Origin of the sequence: Paraclostridium dentum, from assembly GCF_012922555.1 — a bacterium.
GTDB lineage: Bacteria > Bacillota > Clostridia > Peptostreptococcales > Peptostreptococcaceae > Paraclostridium > Paraclostridium dentum.
In genome coordinates, this window is sequence record NZ_WIPK01000006.1 from 63,454 (window position 1) to 88,600 (window position 25,147).

Below are 25,147 nucleotides of genomic sequence, written 5' to 3' on the forward strand. Positions count from 1 at the left end.
ATATATTTTTATGCATTCAAAAACAACATTTTTATATTTTCATATTGTGCAAACTCTACAACATCTATTGGTTTATCTTCATTTCTAAATTTGCTTTCTTTTCCTACATATACATTTACATTTCCAACTTGATTGTATACTTCATCTATAATGTTTATAAAATCTTCACTTTTTAAGCTTTCTCCTTTAGACTTTATAAATACTACACTTTCATTATCTTCATTTCTAACTATAGACTCTATTCCAAACAAAAGACTCTCTTCTTTTATATAAACAACTTCAGCTCCTAAAGCTATCCCTTTATTTACTTTTTCTTTAAGCTGTACTATATTCATAATACCCTCCTTTATTTAACAGTTTATTAAATTATATTAAAGGTATTATGATTTTATGTTTTATTTTATTACTAACTCAACTGGACAATGATCAGAACCTAGTATTTCAGTATGAATATCCGCTGATACAAGTCTATCTTTTAACTTATCAGATGCACAGAAATAATCAATTCTCCATCCAGCATTATTGTTTCTAGCATTAAATCTATATGACCACCAGCTATATACGCCTTCTTTATCTGGATTAAAGAATCTATAAGTATCTATAAATCCTGAATTTAAAAAATCTGTGAATTTATTTCTTTCATCATCTGTAAATCCAGCATTTTTTCTATTTGTCTTAGGATTTTTCAAATCTATCTCTGTATGAGCTACATTTAAATCCCCACACATTATAACAGGTTTTATCTCATCTAACCTATTTAAATAATCTCTAAAATCATCTTCCCACTGCATTCTATATTCAAGTCTTTTTAAACCCTGTTGTGAATTTGGAGTATATACTGTCACAAAGTAAAAATCTTCAAATTCTAATGTTATAACTCTTCCTTCATTATCATGCTCTTCTATTCCTATTCCATACTTAACATCTAATGCCTTATTTTTTGAAAATATAGCAGTCCCTGAATAACCTTTCTTTTGAGCATAATTCCAATAATCATAGTATCCTTCAAGATCTAAGTCAATTTGACCTTCTTGAAGTTTTGTTTCTTGCAAACAAAATATATCTGCATCTATTTCTTTAAAAAATTCCATAAAGCCTTTAGTTACACAAGCTCTCAGGCCGTTTACATTCCAAGATATAAATTTCATATTTTTCTCCTTTGTATCTACTTAAATTTTATTTTTTTTGCAAAGTCTTGTGGCTTAGTTGAAGATACATATATTCCATTACTTACTTCAAATCCCCCAAAGTTATATTTTCTAGGAATTACATGGAAATGCAAATGAAATAAATTATCATTTTCTAATCCCTTTGGATGCGCATGCATACATAAATTAAAAGGCATATATCCACATTCAATGTATATTTTTTCAAATACTTTTTTAAATATATAGGCAAGTTCATTTAAGTTTACTTCACTTAAATTTTCAAACTTAGAACTATCTTTACATATTATTCTAACTTCATTGTTATACATGGATGCATATGGAATTAACACCAAAAACTTTTCTCCGTTATGCACAACTCTTTCATTTAAACTTATTTCTTCATTTATTACTTTCTCATACAAACTTTCTTTTTTACTTTCATAGTACTCTTTTAGTATCTCTACTTCATTTTTTATATATTTAGGTACTAAAGACATAGAAATAATTTGCGAATGAGGATGAGCTAAAGATGCTCCAGCCTTCTTAAGAAAGTTCTTAAATATACTAATATATACAGTATCTTTATTTTCTATATACTCTTTATACCTATTTTGGTATGCGAGAAACATATTTTTAAATTCAATTTCACTCATATTATAAAAAGAACCATTGTGTCTGTATGTATCTATAATAACTTCATGAATTCCACTTATTCCTATTGACCCTTCTTCTATTATTGGATATTTATTATAAATAGATTTGCATATCCATCCAGAATCACCCTTTATTTGAAAAGTCGTTCCTGCTGAAAGTTCTTCATTCCCTCTACAAAAAGGGCATTTCTCTTCATAAATATCGGCTAATTCTTTTTCATCTTCAATTTTTTTCATATCAGTCGGTCTACCTGTTCTATCAGGAGCAAATATAATTACATCTCCACTAAATAAATCTACCCTTAAATCACTCAAATTTAACACCTCTATTCAGAGTATTTATTAATTAATTAATTTTTAAATATATACTTAATATAATATCTTCAAAATACTATTTTGCTATAATATTTTTTGTAAATCTATAGTTATAATTTTACATATTTTATCACAGATTGTAAATCTTATAAAACCCTTATAATATCTGAAAAAACTGAGTGCTTTTTATCTTCGTTTATGATATTATTCTCTTGTAAGGGGATTTCACATATTTTTCATAATACAGGGGGTATTAAAAATGTACTTTTCTAATAGAGTTATTTCTATGCAATCTTCACCTATAAGAAAGTTAGTTCCTTATGCCACAGCTGCAAAGGAAAAAGGATTAAAGGTTTATCATTTAAACATAGGTCAACCTGATATAAAAACACCTAAAGGTTTTTTTGATGCTGTCAATACTTTCAATAGCGATGTTTTAGAATATGCTGTATCTCAAGGTTTGCCTGAGTTAATAGATGCGATGATTGATTATTATGCTACATATGACATGAATTTTGAAAAAGATGAAATACTTATAACTAATGGTGGTAGTGAAGCTTTATTATTTTCCATGATGGCTATTTGTGATCCTGGTGACAACATTCTAGTGCCTGAACCATTTTATACAAACTACAATGGTTTTAGCTCTTGTGTAAACGTTTTCGTAAAACCTATAACTACGCATCCAGAAAATGGATTCCATCTTCCAAACAGAGAGGAAATTTGTTCTAAAATTGATAAAAATACTAAAGCAATACTTATATCAAATCCAGGAAATCCAACTGGAACTGTTTATACAAAAGAAGAAGTTCATATGTTAGCTGATATAGCAAAAGAGAATAACTTGTGGATAATCGCTGATGAAGTTTATAGAGAATTTGTTTATGATAACTTAGATTATATAAGCTTCGGAAATATAGAAGAAATAAAAGATAGAGTAATAATAGTTGACAGCGTATCAAAAAGATATAGTGCATGTGGAGCAAGAATAGGGTCTTTGGCTTGTAAAAATAAAGAGTTCATTGCTCAGGTTTTAAAATTATGTCAAGGAAGATTGTGTGTATCTACTCTTGATCAAATAGGATCTATAGAATTGTACAAAACTCCTAATACTTATTTTAAAAAAGTTAATGAAGAATATGAGAAAAGAAGAGATGTTTTATATAGTGAATTAATGAAAGTTGAAGGAGTAATATGCAAAAAGCCAACAGGCGCATTTTATATACTTGCTAAATTGCCAATAGAAAATGCAGAAGATTTTGTAATCTGGATGCTAAATGAATTTGATGTAGATGGAGAAACTGTTATGGCTTGCCCTGCTGAAGGATTCTATGGAACTGAAGGCTTAGGTAAAAGCGAAATAAGACTTGCTTATATATTAAATGAACATGATTTAAAGAAAGCTGCAAATATTTTAAAAGAAGGCCTTGAAAAATATATGGAAGTTAAAAATGATTTAGCAACTAATAACTAAATTTAAAATAGACTAATCAAATGATTAGTCTATTTTTTCGCCACTTTTTACACTTACTGTTAACTTGTCTCTTAAATTGGGTGCTTATGCACATACCCTAGCTTTCTTTTATAAGTATTTCTTCTAAGTTTTTTATAGAATCCATAAATTTATTACGATCTTCTTCATTTAATTCCAAGAATCTTGATTCTAATCTAGTTCCTAATGCTTCTAAAAAGTCTTTAGCTATCTCTTCACCTGAAGTTGTTAAGTTTAATATATATTTTCTTCTGTCTCTTGAATCTCTTGTTCTAGTTAGGTATCCCTTTTTAGTTAAGTCATCTACCATAGTAGTAAGACTTCCTTTTTCTATATTTAATTTTTCGCATAAGTCCGTCATTGTTATTTCCCCATTATTATTTATGAATACAAGTGCTCTTAATTGTGTTCTGTTTACATTTATATTTGCGGCATACTCTTTTAAAGACTCTAGATATAGACTAGCATGTATCTTAGGAAAAGTTTTTGATACGAAGTCTATAATTTCTTTTATTATTTCATTCATTTCTTCACCTCCACCCCCTTAAAAGTATTGTCAAATTCTAGTTTACACTAATTCCTTTGTATAGACAACACCCAAAAACAGCAATCTGATTGTGTTGCAATTTTAACATTATTTTTCAAATTTGATTTTATTTTCTAACTCTTTCTACATTTTTCTACATTTAAACTATTTACAAAATTAATTTTTTATAATATAATTGAATCATAACCGCAAAAAGCGGGAAAACAATAACAAGCATTTATTTATTTTAATCAACGAGGAGGAAAACTTTTTATGATGCAAATTATAACGAGTACGGCACTATTATTAGTTGTACTGGCATTATTCACTTTATTCAGTTACAAAGCACCTCACGGTATGAAAGCTATGGGTGCACTAGCAAGTGCTGCTTGCGCAAGTTTCTTAGTTGAAGCATTCCACGCTTCATTATTTGGACAACAATTTGGAATCTCTTTCTTAGAGCAAGTTGGAGCTGCAAACGGTAGTTTAGGAGGAGTTGCTGCTGGTATATTAGTACCATTAGCTTTAGGAGTATCTCCAGTTTATGCAGTTTTAGTTGGTTTAACAGTTTCAGGATTCGGAATACTTCCAGGATTCGTTGCAGGATACTTAATATCATTCGTTGTTAAGTTCTTAGAGGAAAAAACTCCTGCTGGTCTTGACTTAATAGTTATAATATTAGTTGCTGCTCCATTATCAAGAGCAATAGCTATGTTTATGAACCCAATAGTTAATGATACATTAATGCAAATAGGACAAGCTTTAACAGCTGCTTCTACATCTTCTCCAATATTCATGGGTATAATACTTGGAGGATTAATAACAGTTGTTGCTACTGCTCCATTATCATCAATGGCATTAACATCTATAATAGGTTTAACTGGTCTTCCAATGGCAATAGGTGCATTAGCAGTATTTGGTTCTTCTTTCATGAACTTTGTATTCTTCTCTAGAATGAAGTTTGGTGATAAGAAAGATACTATAGCTGTTGCTATAGAGCCATTAACTCAATCAGATATAATATCTGCAAACCCAATCCCAGTATTCACTACTAACTTTATAGGTGGAGCATTATCAGGTGTTGTAGTTGCTTTAATAAGTACTTACGTTGCACCTCTTGCAATAAGTGTTCCAGGTATGGCTACTCCAATAGCTGGTTTCGCTGTAGCAGTTGGACAAAACGGAACTCCTGCTTTAATGGCTGCTGCTGGATGTATAGTAGTAAGTGTATTTGCTGGATTCTTAGGACATACAATATTCAAGAACTACAAAATAGTTACTGCTGATATAATACGTGGTAATGGAAATGACGAAGATACTGCTGCTTAGTCAGCATATTATAAAAGCACATCATATGATGTGCTTTTTTTATGCGCAAAAAATTTCAATGTCTAGTTTTGTTGATTCTTCTATTTGAATCTCATTAAAAACTTCTTTCATTACAGGCTCTTCTCCTTGTCCTCCATATATAAATATACCTAAAACAGTGATACAACAAAGCGCATATAACTTCATAATTCTCCCCTCCCACATAAATTGTATACGAATCGTAATCAATTGACTACAAATACGCCAAATATGATGGTAATTTTTTAACAAATTGCCAGTTTAACTAACATATCTCAAATTTCATTAAGCATAAAAAAGCATAAGTCCAATGACCTATGCCTAATTTTTATCTTTTAAATTTATATCACTTATCTATCTAACACAAAATATACTTAAAATCCCTGGACCTGCATGAGCACCTACACAAGATCCTACATCTACTATTGAAATTACATTAGGATTCAACTCCAAAGTTGCAAGATCCTTTAATTTACTCATATCCTGATTACAATCACCATGTCCTATAGCAATTTCTTTTCCTTCGCCACAATATTCTTTAGTCATATCTACCATCTTAGAAAATACATGTTTCTTTCCTCTTACTTGCGCCACCGGTGTTACTAACCCATCTTTAACTTCTAATATAGGCTTTATCCCTAACATATTTCCTATAACAGCCTTAGATGATGATATCCTACCACCTCTTTGCAAGTATTTTAAGTCATCTACAGAAAATACTACATACATATTTTCTTTCATATATTCTAATTGATTTAAAATATTATCTATACTAGCACCTTCTCTAGCCATTTGTGCAGCTTTAACAACTTGCATCCCACAGCCATATGAAAAGTTCATAGTATCAAAAGTATATATTTTACCATCCGTATCATTTTTAGCCATTATTGCACTTTGATATGTGCCTGTAGCTCTAGATGATCCTGATATGTATAAAATTTCTCTACCTTCATTTACAAATTTATCAAATACAGATTTAAATTGAGAGTATGTAGCTTGTGATGTTTGAGGCAATTTTCCATCTCTCAACATATCATAAAATTCTTTAGGCTCTAAATCTATACCATCTCTATATTCTTTATCATCAAATCTAACCGTCAACGAAACCATTTCGATATCATACCTATCCCTTAACTCTTTTGATATATCAGATAAACTATCACATACTATCTTTAAATTATTCATTGCAACTCCTCCTTTGTTTTGAATTTTCTAAAAAAAGCAGATTTTTTCTTTATTAAAAATCACTTTTATCGAGTCACCTATAATTGTATTTATATCATGTTTCTTAATATTCATATAAATAACAGCTGCATTACTAAACTTCTCATTTTTTATTACAATAGTAAAGTCAAAAGGATTTTCTGTAATATTTATAACTTCCATATAAATCTCATCACTCCTTCTATTATCGCTAATTTTTATATCAGATTCACGTATACATAAATATTGTAAATTTTTATATTGGTTTGCATTGTCTATAGCAATATTTAAGTTCCAATCTATTGCATAAATCAAATTATCATTTATAAATTTAAATCTTGATATATTTTTAAACCCTGTTAATTTTGCTTCTTTTATAGATTTCGGATTATTGAATAATTCATATTTATTTCTTGTTACTACTCCAACACCTTCATCATATACAACTATATCCTCACATACTCTATAAGCTTCATTTATATTATGTGTTACAAATATTGTGCTCCCCTTATATCTATTCAGTATAACTCTTAAGTTTTCTTCAATTTCACCTCTTAAATGATAATCTAAAGCTGATAATGGTTCATCTAAAAGTAATATATCTGGTTCTTTCGCTAAAGCTCTTGCCAATGCTACTCGTTGTTGCTGCCCTCCTGATAGTTCATTTGGTAAATTATTTTTTACTTTTTCTAAATTAAAATCTTCTATGTATTTATTACAAATTAAATTTTTACTTTTTTTATCTATATTTTTTAATCCTATTTCTATATTTTCATATACAGTCATGTGAGGAAATAACGCATAGTTTTGAAATACAAATCCCACATTTCTTTCTTGAGGTTTTAAATTTATATTTTTCTCTGAATCATATAAGACTTTACCATTCAAAGTAATTCTACCTTTATCTGGATTTTCAAGTCCTGCGATGCATTTCAAAGTCATGCTTTTTCCGCACCCAGACTCCCCTAATAATCCTGTAATTTTATTTGTTTGGTCTATAAATACCCTTAGCTTATAATTTTTTAAAGTTTTTTCTATATCCACATATAAAGACATTTTAATTTCCTTTCCCAAATTTTTTATCTCTAGATCTAGATATAAAATTTGATATGGTTATTACAATTGCTGAAATTCCAATGATAATCATAACCCAAATCATAGCTTTATTCATATCACCACTTTCAACTGCAAAAAATATTGCAATAGGCATAGTTTGAGTTTTTCCAGGTATATTGCCAGCAATCATAAGTGTCGCTCCGAACTCTCCAATGGCTCTTGCAAATGATAAAATTACAGCTCCGATTATCCCAGGGTATGATATTGGTAACATTATTTTCATAAATATTTCCTTCTCACTAAGCCCTAACGTCTTTGCTGCAAATATCATGTTATTATCTATTTGCTCAAATGAACTTTTTAAACTTCTATACATTATAGGAAAAGATACTATTACAGCTGAAATTACAGTAGCTGTCCATGTGAATATAAGATTTATATCTATTGTTTTAAGTATCATTCCCACAGGTCCATTTTTTCCTATTGTAATTAATATAAAAAATCCTACTACCGTGGGAGGTAATACAAGTGGTAAAGTTAGTATAGTATCTATCAAACTTTCATATCTTCCTTTATACCAAAATATTTTATAAGATATAATAATACCTAAAATAAAAGTTATTAAAGTTGCCACAAGTGATGTTTTGATAGATATAATTAACGGCGAAATATCCATATATTGCTCCAATCTAAAATATTAAAAGATTATAAAATTTCTTCATAACCTTTTTACGCTTTATTAATTTATACTTTTTATTATATATTCAGCTCATTTCTTAGTCAAATATATGCGTTTGTTTATATATTTTTACATTTTCCGACATTTTACCTATGTTATAAGTACTTATTCTGGGGTATAATAATAGATATTAATATAGGTGGTGATTTTTTGTTAGATTTAAATTTAGAAGCTAATAGATGTTTAGTTTGCAAAAATGCTAGATGTAAAAGTGCTTGTCCTATAAGTACAGATATACCTACTGTAATAAATTTATATAAAGAAGGTAAAATAAAAGAAGCTGGTGAACTTCTATTTAATAATAATCCTCTTTCTGCTGTTTGTGCAATTGTTTGCCCTCATGAAGATCAGTGTGCTGGCAATTGTATAAGAGGAATTAAAGGAGAACCAATTCAGTTTTATAAAATAGAAGAAGAAATTTCTAAAAACTATTTAAAAGATGCTGATTTTTCTAATATAAGCAACAACGGAAAAAACATTGCTATAGTTGGATCTGGCCCTGCTGGTCTTACAGTTGCATTTGAGTTAGCAAAAAAAGGCTATAATATAACTGTGTTTGAGAAAAATGAGCAGCTTGGAGGAATTCTTAGATACGGTATACCTGAATTTAGGCTTCCAAGAGAAATAATTGATAATTTAATCAATATACTAAAAAATATGGGAGTTAAGTTTAAAATCAACGCTACAGTTGGTCCTATACTTACATTAGACAAGTTACTTGAAGATGGATATGATTCTATATTTATAGGTACTGGAGTTTGGAATCCAAGAAGGTTAGAAATAAAAGGAGAAAGCTTAGGTCATGTACACTATGCTATCGATTACCTACGTTCTCCTAAGAATTACGAATTAGGAAATAAGGTTGTTGTTATAGGTGCTGGTAATGTTGCTATGGATGCTGCTAGAAGTGCTAAACATTATGGTTCAAAAGATGTTTTCGTAGCATATAGACGTGACTTTGATAATATGACAGCAACTAAAGCTGAAATTCATGAAGCTATTGAAGAAGGTGTAGAGTTCATGACTTATAAAGCTCCTATAAAAATAGTTAATGAAGGTATAATTTTAGCTGATACTAAAAAAGTAGTTAATGAAGATGGAACTACGTCTTTAATTACTGTAGAAGATAGCGAAAAGTTATTTGAATGTAATTCTATACTAGTTGCAGTTAGCCAAGTTCCTAGAAATACTATTGTTTCTAATAACAAAGGCTTAGATGTTAATAATAGAGGACTTATTATGACAGATAATAGTGGACATACTACTCGTGATGGAGTATTCGCTTGTGGAGATGTTACTCATGGTGCTAAAACGGTTATAGAAGCTGTTGTAGCTGCTAAAATTGTTGCTACCTCTATAGATGAATATTTAAAGTAAAACTTATTAATGCATTGTAGGTTGAATAGTTGCTTTCTTCACACAAAGACTTAAGAAACAGTCTTTAAGTGTTTAGTCATCAACTATTCAACCTCTATTTATTTAATTAAATATTTTAATCTGTAATTAAAGTAAATTCTTAATTACATAAAAACTATTAAAATCTCAATTGACCCTACATATATAAAAATCTTTTTACGATATGATATAATAGTTATATAAATTAAAACGGAGATGATTTAATGTCAGAAAAAATAGAAAATCTAACTCAGATTTTAAAGGAAAGTAGTAATATAGTATTCTTTGGTGGAGCTGGAGTGTCAACAGCGTCTAATATACCTGACTTTAGAAGTTCCAACGGATTATTTAATGAGAAATTAAATATTACTTTAACTCCAGAGCAATTAGTTTCTCATACTTTTTATTTAAAATATACTAAGGAATTTTTTAATTTTTATAAGAAAAAACTTATATATCCTGATGCAAAACCTAATAATGCTCACATTGCTTTGGCTCAACTTGAAAAGATGGGTAAACTTAAAGCTGTAATTACTCAAAATATCGATGGGCTTCATCAAATGGCAGGTAGCAAAAATGTATTTGAACTTCATGGGTCTGTACATAGAAATTACTGTGTTAGTTGTAATGAATTTTATGACTCCAATTTCATTCTTAATTCAAAGGATGTCCCAACTTGCACTAAATGTGGACATACAGTTAAACCTGATGTAGTTCTTTATGAAGAAGGTTTAGATGATTCTATAATAAAAGGATCCATTAATGCTATATCTAAGGCTGATACTTTAATTATCGGAGGGACATCACTTGTAGTATATCCTGCAGCAGGACTTATAGACTATTTTAAAGGTAAGAATTTAATCCTTATAAATAAAAGTACTACTCCTGCTGATAATAAAGCTGATTTAGTTATAAATGATAGTATTGATATAGTATTATTTAATGCCTTAAATAAAATTTAATAAATTTAATTAATATAGAGATTTTGTATATATAACTTAATCTCTATATTTTTATTTTAAATAAAAATATAGAGGATACAATGTAACTTTATATACATCGTATCCTCTTCTTTTTAATATATAATCAATTAATTAATCTTCACTATACTAATACTTTAAATTGATATCCATTATCTTTATAGTATTTTATTAATTGAGGAAGAGCTTTTGCAGTATTTTCTTTACCATAAGTATCATGCATTAAAATAACTACCATTTCTTTTCCTTCTGAAGTTTTTACTGCATAGTTGTATAATTCTTCAGGTGATTTCTTTTTACCTTCAGCATCTCCACTTAAGGCATTCCAATCTATTGCAGCCATACTATTAGCAGCCATATATTCATCTAAAGGTTCCATACCTTTCCATGACATATGTCCACCTGGACATCTTATAACCTCTGTTGAGAAGTAAGGTCCTAAAACTCTTTTTAATATATCATCAGTCTTTTTAAAGTCACCTTTGAAAGCTTCTAAGTCTAATGTTCTATTTGGGTATAATATACCATAATCATGGCTATATGAGTGATTTGCTATTGCATGTCCTTCTTCAAACTCTTGCTTTAGTAAATCTTCAGCTTTCTTTCCACCACGTTCTATATTAGATCCTGTTACAAAAAATGTAGCTTTAACACCTTCATCTTTTAATGTCTTTAATATCTCTGGAGTAACCGTAGTTGATGTTCCATCATCAAAAGTTAAAAATACTATCTTTTCTCCATTATTTGAATAATCTCCGCTTTTTAATTTCTCTGCAACTTTTTCGGCACTGTAGCTGTAACTTTCTGCTCCATGCTTAACTCCGATCATTTTCTTTTTAGCTTCTTCTTCTTCTTTACGTTTTTGTTCTTCTGCTGCAAGTCTTTTCTCCTCTGCAACTTTTTCTTCTTGTTTTTCTTTTATTGTTTCATCCACATAAGCTTTAACTTTATTAAAAGAACCAAATATAACTACACATACTACCATTAGTAAAAATGCTCTTTTAACATTTAGTTTTGCCCGTTTCTTATTTTTATTAGAGCCAGAAAAAATATTGTTATTTTTTTTCATAACTTCCCCCTTACTGTCACTTAATGTCACTTTTTATTATATATACATTATACTCTAATTAATCCATTATGTGTATTACAGCTTCGTAACAACTATTTCAAAATGGTAACATATTGAAAAAATTAAAACAAATTTAATAATTTTATTCCTGTTTTTTAAATTTTATTAAATCATTATATATTATTTTTAAGTTTTATTCGTTTATCTAATGCGTAAAAAAACTGCATACGCAGTTTGTTTTAAGACTAATTAACTTTTTTCTTTTCTGATTTCTTGGTTTTCACTGTAATTATATACAATGCTTCCAAACTCTTGTTGATATCGCATAGTCGTATTTATAATTATATAACCTAACCCCAAAAATATAAAAACTAAGGTAATCCCAATTACCAGTTTTATCTTTAGCCTCATATGGGACCTCCCCTTTTTATTTCCATTTTTTACCTAATTAAATTATATAACATTTTCTGACTATTTAACAGAAATTATTATCTATTTTTTTCTACAAATTAATGCATAAAAAAAAGCTGGTTAAAACCAGCTTTTTTATTTAAACTTTATTTGTCCATTTTCTATTGACTCTAAAACTACTAATGATTGTAAATTTATATTTTTTTCATCTAAAAGTTTAGCCCCATCTTGGAATCCTTTTTCTATAACTATTCCAACTCCAACCAAGTTAGCTTGAGCTTGCTCAACTAATTCATTTAAACCTATTGCAGCTCTTCCATTTGCTAAAAAATCATCTAAAACTAATATGTTTTCACCTTTATTTAAATACCTTTTCGAAACTCTTATTGTATAATTTTTAGCTTTAGTAAATGAATATACTTCAGATTCATAAACGTCCTTATCTAAATTTTTAGATTCAACTTTTTTTGCAAATACTACAGGTACATTCCCAAAATGTTGAGATGCTATAGATGCTATAGCTATACCTGAAGCTTCTATTGTAAGTATTTTATCTATTTTTTTACCTTCAAATCTTTTTGAAAATTCTTTTCCTATTTCATTTAAAAATGCTACGTCTAATTGATGATTTAAAAAACTATCTACTTTTAATATATCATTACCTGAAATTCTTCCTTCAGTTAATATTTTTTCTTTTAACTTTTCCATAAATATGCCTCCAAATTTTAGTATACTGCATAAATAATGTTGAGAAAGTTTAAAAAAACTCCTGTCTAAAAAGACAGGAGTTGTATTTACTATAAAAAATAATAAACAAACTTCCTGTAGTCAAATCATTTACGGTGATTTGGTAGAAACTCTTGACCCTTATTGTCAAATTTATACAGATATTGTAATCAGTTTATCTAATTATAAATCATTAGTATGTATTAATCAATATTTATTTTATTTATCTCATTTATACTAAGTGGTTTAAAATAATAATATCCTTGTATATATATCTTTTCATTTTTTATGTTTTTTATAAAATCTTTTTGACATTTATATTCTACGCCTTCACATACAATCGACTTATTCGTGGCTTTACATATATTAGATAAAAATATAATAATTTCCTTTACAAAAATGGAACTTTCTATACTATCTATAAAGTATTTATCTATTTTAACTATATCAAAATCTAATTTTTCTAATATGTCTAAATTGGAATATTCAACACCAAAGTCATCTATAGCTATCATAAATCCACATTTTTTTAATTTTTCTATAGATCTATTTATTTTACTTAAATCATTTATTCCAACTTTTTCTAAAATTTCTATACATATACTATGTTTTTTCATATTCATTAAAGTTGATATATCACATATTTGTTTTATAAATGTATCATTTTCAATTTCATTTAAAGACATGTTTAGTGATATATAAAATTCATCGTTTTTCATATTATTGTATTTTTTTATAATGTCATAATCATTTATTGCAAGTTTTAATATATGTAATGAAGTTTCAAATAACATATCATTATTTTCAATATCTTTTATAAAAAAATAAGGGGTTAGTATTTTATTATCTTTTCTAAATCTCAACAACCCCTCAAATCCAATTATTACATTTTTTTTAGGATTTACTATAGGTTGGTAGTATAAAAAATATTTGTTTTTCTTCAAATCTTCTCTTATGATTTTTTTCATCTTGCACTTTTTAATATATGGTAATTTTTTTTTATAAAAAACATATGATAAAAATGTAATAACGCTTGATACTATTAAAATTATTATATTGAAATTACGTTTGTATCCAGCTTCACTGTTATTAAAATATATATCTTTAAGATTATCTATCGGACTATATTTTTGTTTAGAATACAACTTTAACTTGCTATCTATATCTTTTACAAGTTGTTTATTTTTTTTATTTCCAGCTATGTAAACAGGTCCTGTTGAATATTCAAAAATCTCATTCATATCGCTTAACTTTGTATTATTTATATGAGAAATAGTAGCATCAATTTCATTTTTTATTAATAACTCATCAAGCTCTTTATAAGATTGAGCTTCAACAGGAATTACTTTTATATCCCTATTTTCTAATAAATCCATTATCCATTTCGAGTTAGTTTCTCCAGGTATATATCCAAACCTTAGATTTTTCAACTCTTTTAAATTTCCATACTCTATAAGTTTATTGGTGTATATACCGTAGGTTTCTAAAGTTATATAACTATCTGTAAATTCAAATTCATTAACTCTATCTTCTGTTCTATTAATTCCAATAAGTAAATCTAAATCTCCATTTTTTAACATACTCATTGCTTGTAAAATATTGGTATATTTATACTCATATTCAATTCCCAAATCGTTGCATATAGTGTCTAATATATCGTTATAATATCCAGTTGGATTTCCTTTTTCTATATAAAAATACGGGTTATAATCATAAAATCCAACTTTTATAACTTTATTTTTATATGGTTTCTCCTGTGAATATATATTATTATCAATTATGGGTATTAATACTATGAGAATAACTAAAATGTTACTTATTTTTTTAAGCATAATTCTCTCCGTTTCAATCGTTTTGTATTTAATAATAATATTATCTTTAATCTTTCCTAACCATATATTCCCATTTTATTCATACCATAGTTTAATAAAATTCATACTCTCTTTTGATGGGTAAAACATTTTATCTTTACTTTTTTCTCCTACAGCAAAAATAGAAAACCCTTTAATATACTTTTCATTGTCAAAGGCTATTTTATATGCGTTAAAACATCTAGCTTGCTCATCTCCATTTACCAAGTCAGATACATTATTGTTCCAAGGGTGTGTTGCCGCATATTCAAGTCTTGGAAATCCTAATTCCCCTAAAAAAATTTTTTTATTATATTTATTTGCAAAGTTCTCAATTTCTTGTTTTATATTTTGATTTCTATTATTTACTGTAGAACTATTTATGCACTTAACCAACTCCTCAACTGTATTTATAGGTTTATCACTAAGCTCAAAATAAGCTGCAATAGATATAAAATCTACTTTCGAAAACAATTTGTTATTTAGTTTTTTATTATATAATTCTTGACTTTTGAGATCCCATTTAGCAGTATACCACCATGAAGTTTTATATGTTACAAGTCCTTTGAACCTCTTTTTCGTAAAGTCTATTATGTCACACCAATGTTGTTCATAAGGTTCAAGCTTACTGAAATTAGATGCTGTATTTATAATATCTACTTTACATGGAACTGCTACCTCATCAATTAGCTCACTTAATATACTTTTCCAATCATTAAAAAATTGTTCTTTATCTTTAGGATTATATTCAGTTTCATATTTACTTCCATTATCAATCCATGGAAATGCTTCTAATATTACTGTTTTATTATTTTCTTTTAAGATTTTAATAATCTGTATGGCCTTATTTTTACTATATTCATCTATAATCATTTTGTTAGATTCTAAAGAAGGTATTTTTATAACTATAGGTACATTTACAGTATTTGCATTTAACATTTTTATATCTTGTAATGCCTGATTAATTTCATAATCTGTAGATAGATTTACTGAATTTAATTTATCTGGCACTTCTGTTTTATCATGTTTATATGCAACTATGCCTACACATAAAACTAATATAAGTGTTAAAATTATTACCTTTTTCAAGATTATCAACTACTTTCTATATTTTAATATTAATAATATAGCTGATATTATTACAGTTAAGAATAAAAATCCTGCAATAATTACAAATGTTAAACTTGATTTCTCTAATTTAAATTTAGCAGAGTTATCTTCTGGTTCTTCATCTCTTTTGTTGTTTTCTTTGAAACTTATGTCCTGAATACCTCCATCTCTATTTACTACAGCTGCATCCCCTTTTAAATCTCTGGTTAAATTGTTGTCAGATAAATATCTTACTGATGAACTCAAGCTATTTTTATCTAAAGAAGATACTATAATAGCTGAATTTGATTTACTATAAGGTGAATTTATAAGTTGTATTGTTGATAATTGTTTTGAATATTTATCATCTAAAAATTTAATTTTATCGTTATTTTCAAATCTACTAAAATCCTTATCAAATTTAATGTATAAGTCTTTATTTATATCTTTTAAAATACTATTATCATCTGGAGTTCCTATAACTATAAGATTTCCTTTTTTATTCGTGTTTAAAAATTCACTATCAGTTAATACATTTAAGTTTCCTGTATTATAAACTGCATCTCTTCCCATATTTCCAATTATATTAGCTATATTACTTAAATCTGAAGAGTTTAAATCTTTAGAAACAACTATGTTTATATCATTTGCTTGTTGATTATCTATAAAAGGATACGGATAACTTTTGAAATTCAAACTATCATTGTCTTTAAAATCAAACTTTATAAATGAACTATCCAAAATATAAGCCCATGGGTTATCTGTATCTCTTGTAACGCACATTAAATCTTTTAACTCTAAATTAAATACAACTTTTATTTTATAGTAATTTTTACCTAAAACATCCGTTGGAAGGTTTACTTCTAAATTATCATTATCTGCTTTTTCTAAAGATAATTTTTTACTTGAAATAGGCTTATCATTTACGTATACAGTAACTAATGATCTTTCAAAATCTAAATTTTTAGCGTATCTAAACTTTAAATTCAAAATTGATCCAGCCGTACTTATTTTATTTTTAGGTATAGATACATCAAAGTTAATTTCTTGTGAAAAAGGTCCCTTAAGTAAAAAATCATTATACCCTAAGTCATTTAAAGTCAATTTATTTTTAGTATCTTTTCTTATATCTGAAACATCTTTAGTTTCATCAATTATGAAGCTGCTACTATTTAATTCATTTAATAGCTCATTATTACATATTAATTTAGTTGCATTTTTAAGAGCTTTGCTATTATCTGAGATTATTAAAATCATTCTTTTGTCTTTATTAAACGGAGAAATTACTTGCTTTATAACAGCTTTATTTTTAGCCTGATTTTTTTCGTCATTGCTTAGTAAATTCAAAAAATCTGTAGATGTATCATTTGTTCCACCTACATAGATAATATTGTTATTATATTCTTTTAAATTTGACTTTAGTTTTACATCCAATTTGAAATTGTCAGCTTTTAGTTTTTGTCCCATATTTAAGATTAAGTTCATTATGGAGCTTAATTCATTACTATTATACTTATCCGGCAATACAAAAGTTGTATCTACATACTCCTCATTACCTATATTTGTAAATATACTATTATAGTCTTTTATTTCATTTGAGTTAGATTTTAATGAATAATTCAATTCTATATCTGATTGTTTATGTATTACTAACCAATTTGCAGTGTTAGAATCATCTCTACATATTTTATCTGATATAGTTTTATATGCTTTTATAGAAATGCTATTATATCCTGGTTTTACAAGTTCTTTAGGAATATTAACTTGCCATTTATCCTGGTATTTTCTATCTCCATCTAATTTTTTTGAGCTTACAGGCTCTCCATTAATAAATACTGTAATGGTTGAATAGTTTACATCCAATAGCTCACTTTTTGTATATACTAAATTTAATTTCAAATCCTTAACATCCCAATTTTGAGATACATTAAAAAATCTTTCGGTGCTTCCAATAACACCATTTATAGTCACGTCATCTTGAAATTTATATGCTTTTACATCTTCATTATCTGCAAATATCAAACTAATATTAGAAAAAGTTAGTATTAACGATAATGCTATAGTTATTATTCTCATTAAGTACCTCCCTAGAACCTTTCTGTTTTATACCATTTAGCTTCTCTTTTTAAAAATATATCTTGGAAATGTCCAAACATCCCCTTAATCGCTACTAATATCCACATTTGTGAATATGTGAAGTACATAATTGCAACTAAAAATATATTTTCAAGTCCACTTTCTCCTTTTTCCATAGATAAAGTTATGCTAACTTGCAAAATAAATAGGACATATGATAATACCCATACAATCCAAAAGTTAAACGGTATATTAACCTGTACTATATTAAGTAAGCTTAAAACAAATATACAGTCTGATATTACAACTGAAGTTAAAAATAAAAAATATACTGAGAAGAAATATACTATATCGAATAATACTCTATTTTGCTTACCTTTAAATATATTTTTTATATACTTAACTAGTACATATATATTTCCTTTAACCCATCTAGTTCTCTGCTTTATCCATACATTTATAGTCTCTGGCTCTTGTTCCCAAGTTACAGCTTGAGGAACATACGTTATTCTTTGTCCTAATTTATAGATTCTAAAACTTATTTCTGTATCTTCAGCTATTGCTTTAGTATCCCATCCTCCTAACTTATCAATAGTAGTCCTTCTTAATACAAAGTTAGTTCCTGGTATCGTACAAAGCCCTAATAATTGTCTTCGTCCTGCTTGAGCTATCCATTGAAAACTCAACGTTTCTATATTTATAAATTTTGTTAAAATGTTTTTATGTTTATTTCTAGTTCTAAATTTTCCAATAACAGCGCCTAACTTATCATCTTTTACTATGGTTTGGATTAAATATCTAAGTGCTGTTTTTTCTGGAGTGTTATCTGCATCATATATCGCAATAAATTCTCCTATTGCTTCTTGATATCCAATGTTTAGTGCATTTGATTTTCCTTTACCTCCAGTAATATTATCTGTGTTTATAATGGTGAAATTATATTTTTTATATTTATTTTTTATACTTTGAAGTATATCTTTAGAATCATCATTTGAATTATCATTTATCACTATTAATTCCATTTTGTCTCTTGGATAATCTAATAATAATAATGACTCTACAGTTTTCCCTATAACCTTTCCCTCATTATGAGCTGGAACTAATATAGATACAAATGGATATTCTTTTAATTTTTCATCTTTGAAGTTAAGATTTTTAAGATAATATACATATCCACTTGCAGCTAAAAGAATATTTATAAAAAGTATCGCCCATATAGATATTAAAGAAAATAAAAATAAGTAATCTACTATAGTAAATCTATTCATAACTATCTCCTTCTAAATTTCCGTCTATTTATAAATCTAAAGAATATAAATATTATCGTAAATATAACCAATACAATAGATATAAATATTACGATTATCTTATTTATATTAGACATAGAGTTTTCAAAGTTTATCTCAGATTTAGATTTTTCATTTGACTTATTCTTATCATACGTAACATCTATTTTACCATCTTTCGATTTTATATTTATATCATCAATTCTTACATAATTATTTATATCTTTTAAATTTAAGAACTCTGCATCATTGTCTTTTAAGTAAGATATAACTTGTTTTAAATAATCTATATTCATATAAGGGTGAAAGAAAAAACCTCCAGTGTATCCTCTTACCATAGAAAGTTTATAAAAGTTATTCTTTATAATATCTATTGAAAACTTATTGTCTCGTTCTATATATCCTAAATTCTCAGGAATTAAAATGTTGAAGTTTTTACTTCCTTCTATAATATATGGAAAACTACTTGTAGCAAAGTTTTCGTTATTGTTTTGGTATTGCCCAACATAAGTTGAAAAATATTTTTTTAATTCTGTATAGCCATTTTGATCCATAGCATAGTGAGGCGCTTCAAAAGCGAGAGGGTAAATACCCTGTTCTACACACACTCTTAATCCACTTAAAACTCTATCCTTAACATAGTTCTCCATATTTTCAGATATAGGCTCATCTTTTTCCATATCCCAAAACTCATATCCTTCTCCTGAAATCTCTCTTTTATCTAAAGAATGCATATATCCATGTAAAATAACGCTACCACCTCTATCTTGCATATACTTTATAGTTTGTATAAACTCTGGATCATCTTTTATGGTATTTATTTTACCAGTTTTGCTATCTACATACGCTGGAATTAATGCTATCATAAAAGGTATGCCTTCAGAGTATAAATAGTCTGCAATCTCTTTTAGGTTATTTTTATCTCTAAATAAATGCACATCCTCAATCCTTACAAATACTTTGCCTTTTTCAGAGTTTTTTATATTATAAAAATCATTTAAAGTATCTTCAAATATGAAAGACTGATCTATTTTGTACTCTGCAATGAAATATAAATTTTTATTGTTTATAACATAAGGATATTCATTATAAGAATCTTTCATAGTTGCTAATACCTTATTATTTTCACCTCTAGTATTAACTACATCAAAATAATCACTTCCAGAAATAGTTAGATTTTTCCCTTTATAATTTAATTCATTTATACTATTTACCTTTTTATCATATATTAAATCATACTTATTACTATAGCTTAATAAGTCTTCAATTCTATTTCCTATCCAATATATACCGTTTTTATAATTTGTTAAATCATCTAACAAATCAGTATTATTTATTTCATTTTCTATATTTATTACAAATACTGAATCATATTTTGTTAGAGTTCCTTTTTTGTAGTCATTTACATATATATTATCTACTCTCTTATTAAATCTATATAAAAGTTCATTTAAGTGATTTACTACATTCTCTTTGTAGGAAAATGTTTTTTGATTTTGATATATTATTAGAGCTTTTTCTTTTTTCTGTATGTCTGCAAAAACTAGGCTGCTATTGCTAAAAACTAATAAAATACTTAGAATTATAGCAATATACTTTTTACACATCATACTGAAGCTCCTCTTCACATAAATTTTTAAATTCTATAGAACCATTTATACCTTCTTTATATTCCACAATAGCTATTTTTGTATCTATATCTATATATGACTTACCTTGATTTAATTCTAAGTTTAATTCACTTATATTTTTTTTAATTCTTTCTTTTACTGTGTTTGCACCATTAAAGTCGGTATATGGCATTATAATCCCTATCATGTCACTTTCCAAGTAATATCTCTCATCTTCAGACCTTGTAGAATCTATTATTATATTGCTTACACTTTTAACTAAGTTATATGTTTTTTCTTCTCCAATTATTTTTCTAATTTCTTTATAATAAGGAAGCTTTATCATCATTAATGTTAGCTTATTTTTGTGTCGATTTGACTTACTCATTTCTTTTTCTAAAGTAGAATAGAAATGTTTAATATTTCCAAGACCTGTTACTTCATCAACTGTAACAAGATTTTTATATTTGTCTTTTAATACTTTGTTATCTTGTTGAAGTGCTAAAATAACATTAGATAATCTTCCACTCGTCATACATATGATAGGCATGCTTAACATCCAAATATAAGATATATAGTTTATATCTATATTCAATACTGTGTTTCTGTAAAATATTAAAGATGCATATAAAAATATTGCTACTGATGTTAATATAAGACCAAATATAATGCCTCCTATATATGTTGTTATCGAAATTAAAAATGTAATTCCTAGCATGATAAAATTCAATAAAAAATTAGTATTTTCTTTTGATATAAATAATATCATTACAACAATAAATAATTCTAATACGAGTGCTATCATATACGAGTCTATTTTCTTTGATAACTTATCCATTTTCCCCTCCTATTTATATTTTTTACTTAATTAATCATGTGTATATTATACTCCTTTTTTTGCTTTTTTCGCGTTTTTTCGATTTTTTTTAACATTTTTTGCCTTTTAAATTTTTAAAATAAAAAATAGAACACACTTAGTGTATTCTATTTTTTATTTAGTTATTCAATTGGTAGTATTATAATGAATTTACTACCTTTTCCAAATTCACTTTCAATATAAATCTCTCCTCCATGTAGGTTTACTATTTCTTTAGTTATCGTAAGCCCTAATCCACTTGAGTTTTGAATTTCTTCATTTGCATCTACTACTTGTCTAAATCTGTCAAATATAATCTTTTTATGTTCTTCATCTATTCCAATTCCATTGTCCTTTACATATATCTCTACTTCATTTATATGATCTTTTATACCTAATTCTATAGTTCCACCTTCTGGTGTGTATTTTACAGCATTACTTATTAAGTTCTCTATGCATCTTTTTATTTCTATTTTATCAAAGCTAACTATTTTTTCTTCTATCTCTGGATCTATTATCAAATCTATTCCTTTACATTCTACATGATTTTTTAGCCTTAAAGCTTCATTTTCTATAACCTCAACTATATCTTGCTTAGTTTTATTAATTTTATATTTTCCATATTCTATTTTTTCTATATCCATTAAATTTGTAATTAATTCTAATAACCTCTCTGCATTTTTATTAATTACACTCATATGATACTTTAGATTTTCTTTACTTAAACCTTTTTTATCAAGCATAATGCTTATTAGCTGTTCAGTTGATGATATAACATTTAATGGAGTTCTTAATTCATGAGACAAGTTTACAAAATAGCTATTTTTTTTCTTTTCTAAACTTAAAACTTTATTAAATAATTTTTCATTTTTTTCAATTTCCTTTGTAAGTGCCTTTGTTCTTTTATTTACCATAGAGTCTAGTAACTTTACTTTACTATCATAGTATAAAATAGCAAATATGCATATAATTCCATAGATAACCATAGCTATTTTACTTTTCCAAATTGGAGGTTTTATAGAAAATTCAATTGTTTTTTCATTAGATTCAGCTACATTATTATTTATTGCCTTAAGCTTTAAAGTATATTTACCTGGGTTTAGATTTACCAGGTTTAATTTATTACTTTTAACATCTTTAAAGTCTTTGTCTACTCCCTCTATCTTATAATAATACTTAGTATCCCTCATATTCTTATAGTATGGTAAAAACATCTCTATACTTATATTATTTTCATTGAATTTAAAATTAACATCCTCAATACTGTTATATCTTTTTTCATTTACATATATATCTCCTATAGATAAGTCTATATAATATTTCTTCTTCTTTAGCTCTTCACATCTAAACGAATTTAAGCCGTTTGTTCCTCCAAAAAAAATTTCACCATCATCACTTATATTAAATGATTTCCCATTAAATTCTCTTCCTTGTAATCCATCTACTATATCAAAGTTTGTAAACTCATTTTTTTTGTAATCAAATTTTGATAATCCATAATTTGTACTTACCCATATATGATCTGATTTATCTATAACTATTCCATATATAGTATTATTAGGTAATCCATCTTCCATTGTGTAAACTTCAAACTTTTCTGTTTTTGGATTAAATTTATTAAGCCCATAATTTGTACCTATCCACAAGTTACCCTGTTTATCTTCATTTATAACTCTTACAGAATTATTACTTATAGAGTTTGAGTCATTTTCTCTCATCCTATATAATTTTGTTTTTTGAGTCTTTGGATCAAATTTTAAAAGTCCACCATCTAAAAAATACCCTATCCAATATATTCCATTGCTATCTTTATAAATACATCCATTTAATTTATCTTCTATATTATATTTAGATGACAAGCTAGACATATCTTCTATTTCACCTGTAGATATATTTAATATTACAGCCCCTTCAGTTGTTCCTAACCATACTTTATTATCATCATCGATAAGCACACTTCTTATATTGCTATTTTTTAAACCATTATCTTTATTGTACACCTTTAACGTTTTTTCTTTTTTATTTATTACATTCAGTCCATCATCTGTGGAAATTACTATTATGTCTCCTTTTCCCTTTATATCATACACTTTGTTGCTACTTAGCCCATCTTTTCTTTTTATATAATAAGTTTTTTCCTTTTCTCTATTTAAAACCGTTACTCCTTCCGAATTTGTTCCAACCCATAACACACCATCCTTATCCTTATAAATCCCACTTACCATATTATCTGAAATAGATGTCTTATCTTCTGGGTTTGGATCATGTTTATAGTAATTTATATTAGTCTTTGAATCAAATATACTTATACCAGAATAAGTACCAAGCCATAGAAGACCACTTTTATCTTCCATTATGCAAAATATTAAGTTATCGGTTAACCCATTTACATCGTACTTTCCTTTTTGATAAACTCTAAACTTATCTTTTAACTTATCGTATTTTACTAATCCCGAGTCTGTCGCTATCCAAAGTTCTTTATTTTTATCCTGTAATATGTCTCTTATAGATGAGTTTTTATCAATTCCTTCTGGAGGGTCATACTCTTTTATTTTATTTTTTTTTGTATCTATTTTATATAGATTTTCATTTCTAGTCCCAACCCATAAGTTCTTATCCCCATCAAAATAAACTTTGTATATAGTTAAATCTTTTCCAAAAGTATCTTTAGTCAAAAATTGTTCAACCGTTTCATCTTTTTTATCAAATTTATATAGTCCCTTTTTAGTCCCAATCCAATAGTTGCCACTATCATCTTCAGTTATATCGTATATGTGTTTACTTTTTAGTTCATTCAAGTTTTTAATAGCTGGTTTAAACTTATCATTTTTTTCATCATATATATCTACACCATTTGCTGTTGCAATTAAAACATCCCCATCTTTGTTTGTTAAAATATCATAAACACTACTATCTGATAAATTCCCATTATCTTTGCTATTATAGTAGTTTTTTATAGAATCAGTTTCAGTATTTATTTTACTTACCCCTCCTATAGTTGCAACCCACAAATTGCCTTTCTTATCTTCTTTTATATCGATAATATAACTATTTGCTATTCCTTTTTTTGGGTCTTTTTTTTGACCATACACTTTGAATTCATATCCATTGTAAACATTTAGTCCATCATTTGTTCCTATCCATATTCGCCCTTTACTATCTTGTTCTATTGCTTGTACTGTTCCCTGAGATAATCCTTGGTTTATAGTTATATTTTTAAAATTTATACTTTCTTGTGCATTAGAAATATCAGCCCTGAGTATCATTACAAAAACTATAGATATAAATAGTTTTAAGTATTTTATTCTTTGCATAAATTT

The 25,147-nt window shown here is 27.0% G+C and carries 22 protein-coding genes and 1 riboswitch; of the genes, 4 read left to right on the forward strand and 18 right to left on the reverse strand.

Features of this window, described 5'->3' with window-relative positions; all coding sequences use genetic code 11:
- Positions 1-8: 8 nt before the first annotated feature.
- The 3 genes from GFJ41_RS11000 to GFJ41_RS11010 are packed head-to-tail and all read right to left on the reverse strand — an operon-like array spanning position 9 to position 2,116.
- On the reverse strand, positions 9-335 hold the full coding sequence (locus GFJ41_RS11000; protein ID WP_021429765.1) for a hypothetical protein: 327 nt from the start codon (positions 333-335) through the stop codon (positions 9-11).
- Positions 336-395: 60 nt separating this feature from the next.
- On the reverse strand, positions 396-1,148 hold the full coding sequence (locus tag GFJ41_RS11005; RefSeq protein ID WP_025161605.1) for an exodeoxyribonuclease III: 753 nt from the start codon (positions 1,146-1,148) through the stop codon (positions 396-398).
- Between the two features lie 17 nt (positions 1,149-1,165).
- Positions 1,166-2,116, reverse strand: a complete 951-nt coding sequence (locus tag GFJ41_RS11010; protein WP_035115039.1) for a galactose-1-phosphate uridylyltransferase — start codon at positions 2,114-2,116, stop codon at positions 1,166-1,168.
- A gap of 259 nt (positions 2,117-2,375) precedes the next feature.
- On the opposite strand from GFJ41_RS11010, the gene GFJ41_RS11015 reads away from it, so the two are divergent.
- Positions 2,376-3,590 carry a pyridoxal phosphate-dependent aminotransferase gene (locus GFJ41_RS11015; RefSeq protein ID WP_170075322.1) on the forward strand — a complete coding sequence of 405 codons (1,215 nt, stop codon included), beginning with the start codon at positions 2,376-2,378 and terminating at the stop codon, positions 3,588-3,590.
- Between the two features lie 97 nt (positions 3,591-3,687).
- Here the strand turns inward: GFJ41_RS11015 and GFJ41_RS11020 are convergent, their stop codons facing one another.
- Positions 3,688-4,134 carry a MarR family winged helix-turn-helix transcriptional regulator gene (locus tag GFJ41_RS11020; RefSeq protein ID WP_021429767.1) on the reverse strand — a complete coding sequence of 149 codons (447 nt, stop codon included), beginning with the start codon at positions 4,132-4,134 and terminating at the stop codon, positions 3,688-3,690.
- Positions 4,135-4,407: 273 nt separating this feature from the next.
- Between GFJ41_RS11020 and GFJ41_RS11025 the strand changes: the two genes are divergently transcribed.
- On the forward strand, positions 4,408-5,463 hold the full coding sequence (locus tag GFJ41_RS11025) for a PTS sugar transporter subunit IIC (RefSeq protein WP_332841143.1): 1,056 nt from the start codon (positions 4,408-4,410) through the stop codon (positions 5,461-5,463).
- A gap of 39 nt (positions 5,464-5,502) precedes the next feature.
- On the opposite strand, the gene GFJ41_RS11030 is transcribed toward GFJ41_RS11025, so the two are convergent.
- The 4 genes from GFJ41_RS11030 to modB form a co-directional block, all read right to left on the reverse strand.
- Complete coding sequence (locus tag GFJ41_RS11030) at positions 5,503-5,649, reverse strand: hypothetical protein (protein WP_021429609.1); 147 nt, start codon at positions 5,647-5,649, stop codon at positions 5,503-5,505.
- Between the two features lie 186 nt (positions 5,650-5,835).
- On the reverse strand, positions 5,836-6,666 hold the full coding sequence (locus GFJ41_RS11035; protein WP_035115044.1) for a DegV family protein: 831 nt from the start codon (positions 6,664-6,666) through the stop codon (positions 5,836-5,838).
- A gap of 27 nt (positions 6,667-6,693) precedes the next feature.
- Positions 6,694-7,740, reverse strand: coding sequence for a sulfate/molybdate ABC transporter ATP-binding protein (locus tag GFJ41_RS11040; RefSeq protein WP_035115046.1), 1,047 nt, complete (start codon positions 7,738-7,740; stop codon positions 6,694-6,696).
- A gap of 1 nt (position 7,741) precedes the next feature.
- The gene (modB, locus tag GFJ41_RS11045; protein WP_035115048.1) at positions 7,742-8,416 is read right to left on the reverse strand and encodes a molybdate ABC transporter permease subunit; all 675 of its coding nucleotides are present in this window, start codon (positions 8,414-8,416) and stop codon (positions 7,742-7,744) included.
- 213 nt (positions 8,417-8,629) lie between these two features.
- Between modB and GFJ41_RS11050 the strand changes: the two genes are divergently transcribed.
- On the forward strand, positions 8,630-9,856 hold the full coding sequence (locus GFJ41_RS11050; RefSeq protein WP_170075323.1) for an NAD(P)-dependent oxidoreductase: 1,227 nt from the start codon (positions 8,630-8,632) through the stop codon (positions 9,854-9,856).
- A 242-nt stretch (positions 9,857-10,098) separates the two neighbouring features.
- Positions 10,099-10,836 (forward strand): NAD-dependent protein deacylase, encoded by a 738-nt coding sequence (locus GFJ41_RS11055; protein ID WP_035115054.1) that lies wholly within the window; start codon positions 10,099-10,101, stop codon positions 10,834-10,836.
- Between the two features lie 142 nt (positions 10,837-10,978).
- On the opposite strand, the gene GFJ41_RS11060 is transcribed toward GFJ41_RS11055, so the two are convergent.
- The 10 genes from GFJ41_RS11060 to GFJ41_RS11105 form a co-directional block, all read right to left on the reverse strand.
- A complete protein-coding gene (locus GFJ41_RS11060; protein WP_052169087.1) occupies positions 10,979-11,923 on the reverse strand; it encodes a polysaccharide deacetylase family protein in 945 nt (314 codons plus the stop codon).
- A gap of 249 nt (positions 11,924-12,172) precedes the next feature.
- Positions 12,173-12,334: a hypothetical protein gene (locus tag GFJ41_RS11065; protein ID WP_170075324.1), complete on the reverse strand. Its 162-nt coding sequence runs from the start codon at positions 12,332-12,334 to the stop codon at positions 12,173-12,175.
- A 135-nt stretch (positions 12,335-12,469) separates the two neighbouring features.
- The gene (locus tag GFJ41_RS11070) at positions 12,470-13,042 is read right to left on the reverse strand and encodes a xanthine phosphoribosyltransferase (protein WP_035115056.1); all 573 of its coding nucleotides are present in this window, start codon (positions 13,040-13,042) and stop codon (positions 12,470-12,472) included.
- 97 nt (positions 13,043-13,139) lie between these two features.
- Positions 13,140-13,241, reverse strand: a riboswitch (purine riboswitch).
- 22 nt (positions 13,242-13,263) lie between these two features.
- Positions 13,264-14,892, reverse strand: coding sequence for an EAL domain-containing protein (locus GFJ41_RS11075; protein WP_170075325.1), 1,629 nt, complete (start codon positions 14,890-14,892; stop codon positions 13,264-13,266).
- 75 nt (positions 14,893-14,967) lie between these two features.
- On the reverse strand, positions 14,968-15,999 hold the full coding sequence (locus tag GFJ41_RS11080; protein WP_206001549.1) for a glycoside hydrolase family 113: 1,032 nt from the start codon (positions 15,997-15,999) through the stop codon (positions 14,968-14,970).
- A gap of 9 nt (positions 16,000-16,008) precedes the next feature.
- On the reverse strand, positions 16,009-18,075 hold the full coding sequence (locus tag GFJ41_RS11085; RefSeq protein WP_035115060.1) for a cellulose biosynthesis cyclic di-GMP-binding regulatory protein BcsB: 2,067 nt from the start codon (positions 18,073-18,075) through the stop codon (positions 16,009-16,011).
- An 11-nt stretch (positions 18,076-18,086) separates the two neighbouring features.
- On the reverse strand, positions 18,087-19,343 hold the full coding sequence (locus GFJ41_RS11090; RefSeq protein ID WP_035115062.1) for a glycosyltransferase family 2 protein: 1,257 nt from the start codon (positions 19,341-19,343) through the stop codon (positions 18,087-18,089).
- A 2-nt stretch (positions 19,344-19,345) separates the two neighbouring features.
- Positions 19,346-20,971: a DUF2334 domain-containing protein gene (locus tag GFJ41_RS11095; RefSeq protein ID WP_052169091.1), complete on the reverse strand. Its 1,626-nt coding sequence runs from the start codon at positions 20,969-20,971 to the stop codon at positions 19,346-19,348.
- Positions 20,961-21,809 carry a GGDEF domain-containing protein gene (locus tag GFJ41_RS11100; RefSeq protein WP_035115064.1) on the reverse strand — a complete coding sequence of 283 codons (849 nt, stop codon included), beginning with the start codon at positions 21,807-21,809 and terminating at the stop codon, positions 20,961-20,963. Before GFJ41_RS11100 ends, GFJ41_RS11095 begins: the two co-directional genes overlap by 11 nt.
- A 161-nt stretch (positions 21,810-21,970) precedes the next feature.
- A complete protein-coding gene (locus GFJ41_RS11105; RefSeq protein ID WP_035115066.1) occupies positions 21,971-25,141 on the reverse strand; it encodes a ligand-binding sensor domain-containing protein in 3,171 nt (1,056 codons plus the stop codon).
- Positions 25,142-25,147 lie beyond the last annotated feature (6 nt).

Excerpts from the sequence above, each read along its gene's own strand:
- GFJ41_RS11070 (WP_035115056.1), bottom strand. The coding sequence starts at position 13,042 with ATGGAAAAGTTAAAAGAAAAAATATTAACTGAAGGAAGAATTTCAGGT.
- GFJ41_RS11025 (WP_332841143.1), top strand. The coding sequence starts at position 4,408 with ATGATGCAAATTATAACGAGTACGGCACTATTATTAGTTGTACTGGCA.
- modB (WP_035115048.1), bottom strand. The coding sequence starts at position 8,416 with ATGGATATTTCGCCGTTAATTATATCTATCAAAACATCACTTGTGGCA.
- GFJ41_RS11060 (WP_052169087.1), bottom strand. The coding sequence starts at position 11,923 with ATGAAAAAAAATAACAATATTTTTTCTGGCTCTAATAAAAATAAGAAA.
- GFJ41_RS11020 (WP_021429767.1), bottom strand. The coding sequence starts at position 4,134 with ATGAATGAAATAATAAAAGAAATTATAGACTTCGTATCAAAAACTTTT.
- GFJ41_RS11085 (WP_035115060.1), bottom strand. The coding sequence starts at position 18,075 with ATGAGAATAATAACTATAGCATTATCGTTAATACTAACTTTTTCTAAT.
- GFJ41_RS11035 (WP_035115044.1), bottom strand. The coding sequence starts at position 6,666 with ATGAATAATTTAAAGATAGTATGTGATAGTTTATCTGATATATCAAAA.
- GFJ41_RS11040 (WP_035115046.1), bottom strand. The coding sequence starts at position 7,740 with ATGTCTTTATATGTGGATATAGAAAAAACTTTAAAAAATTATAAGCTA.
- GFJ41_RS11030 (WP_021429609.1), bottom strand. The coding sequence starts at position 5,649 with ATGAAGTTATATGCGCTTTGTTGTATCACTGTTTTAGGTATATTTATA.
- GFJ41_RS11055 (WP_035115054.1), top strand. The coding sequence starts at position 10,099 with ATGTCAGAAAAAATAGAAAATCTAACTCAGATTTTAAAGGAAAGTAGT.
- GFJ41_RS11000 (WP_021429765.1), bottom strand. The coding sequence starts at position 335 with ATGAATATAGTACAGCTTAAAGAAAAAGTAAATAAAGGGATAGCTTTA.
- GFJ41_RS11095 (WP_052169091.1), bottom strand. The coding sequence starts at position 20,971 with ATGATGTGTAAAAAGTATATTGCTATAATTCTAAGTATTTTATTAGTT.
- GFJ41_RS11075 (WP_170075325.1), bottom strand. The coding sequence starts at position 14,892 with ATGCTTAAAAAAATAAGTAACATTTTAGTTATTCTCATAGTATTAATA.
- GFJ41_RS11005 (WP_025161605.1), bottom strand. The coding sequence starts at position 1,148 with ATGAAATTTATATCTTGGAATGTAAACGGCCTGAGAGCTTGTGTAACT.
- GFJ41_RS11105 (WP_035115066.1), bottom strand. The coding sequence starts at position 25,141 with ATGCAAAGAATAAAATACTTAAAACTATTTATATCTATAGTTTTTGTA.
- GFJ41_RS11065 (WP_170075324.1), bottom strand. The coding sequence starts at position 12,334 with ATGAGGCTAAAGATAAAACTGGTAATTGGGATTACCTTAGTTTTTATA.
- GFJ41_RS11090 (WP_035115062.1), bottom strand. The coding sequence starts at position 19,343 with ATGAATAGATTTACTATAGTAGATTACTTATTTTTATTTTCTTTAATA.
- GFJ41_RS11015 (WP_170075322.1), top strand. The coding sequence starts at position 2,376 with ATGTACTTTTCTAATAGAGTTATTTCTATGCAATCTTCACCTATAAGA.
- GFJ41_RS11100 (WP_035115064.1), bottom strand. The coding sequence starts at position 21,809 with ATGGATAAGTTATCAAAGAAAATAGACTCGTATATGATAGCACTCGTA.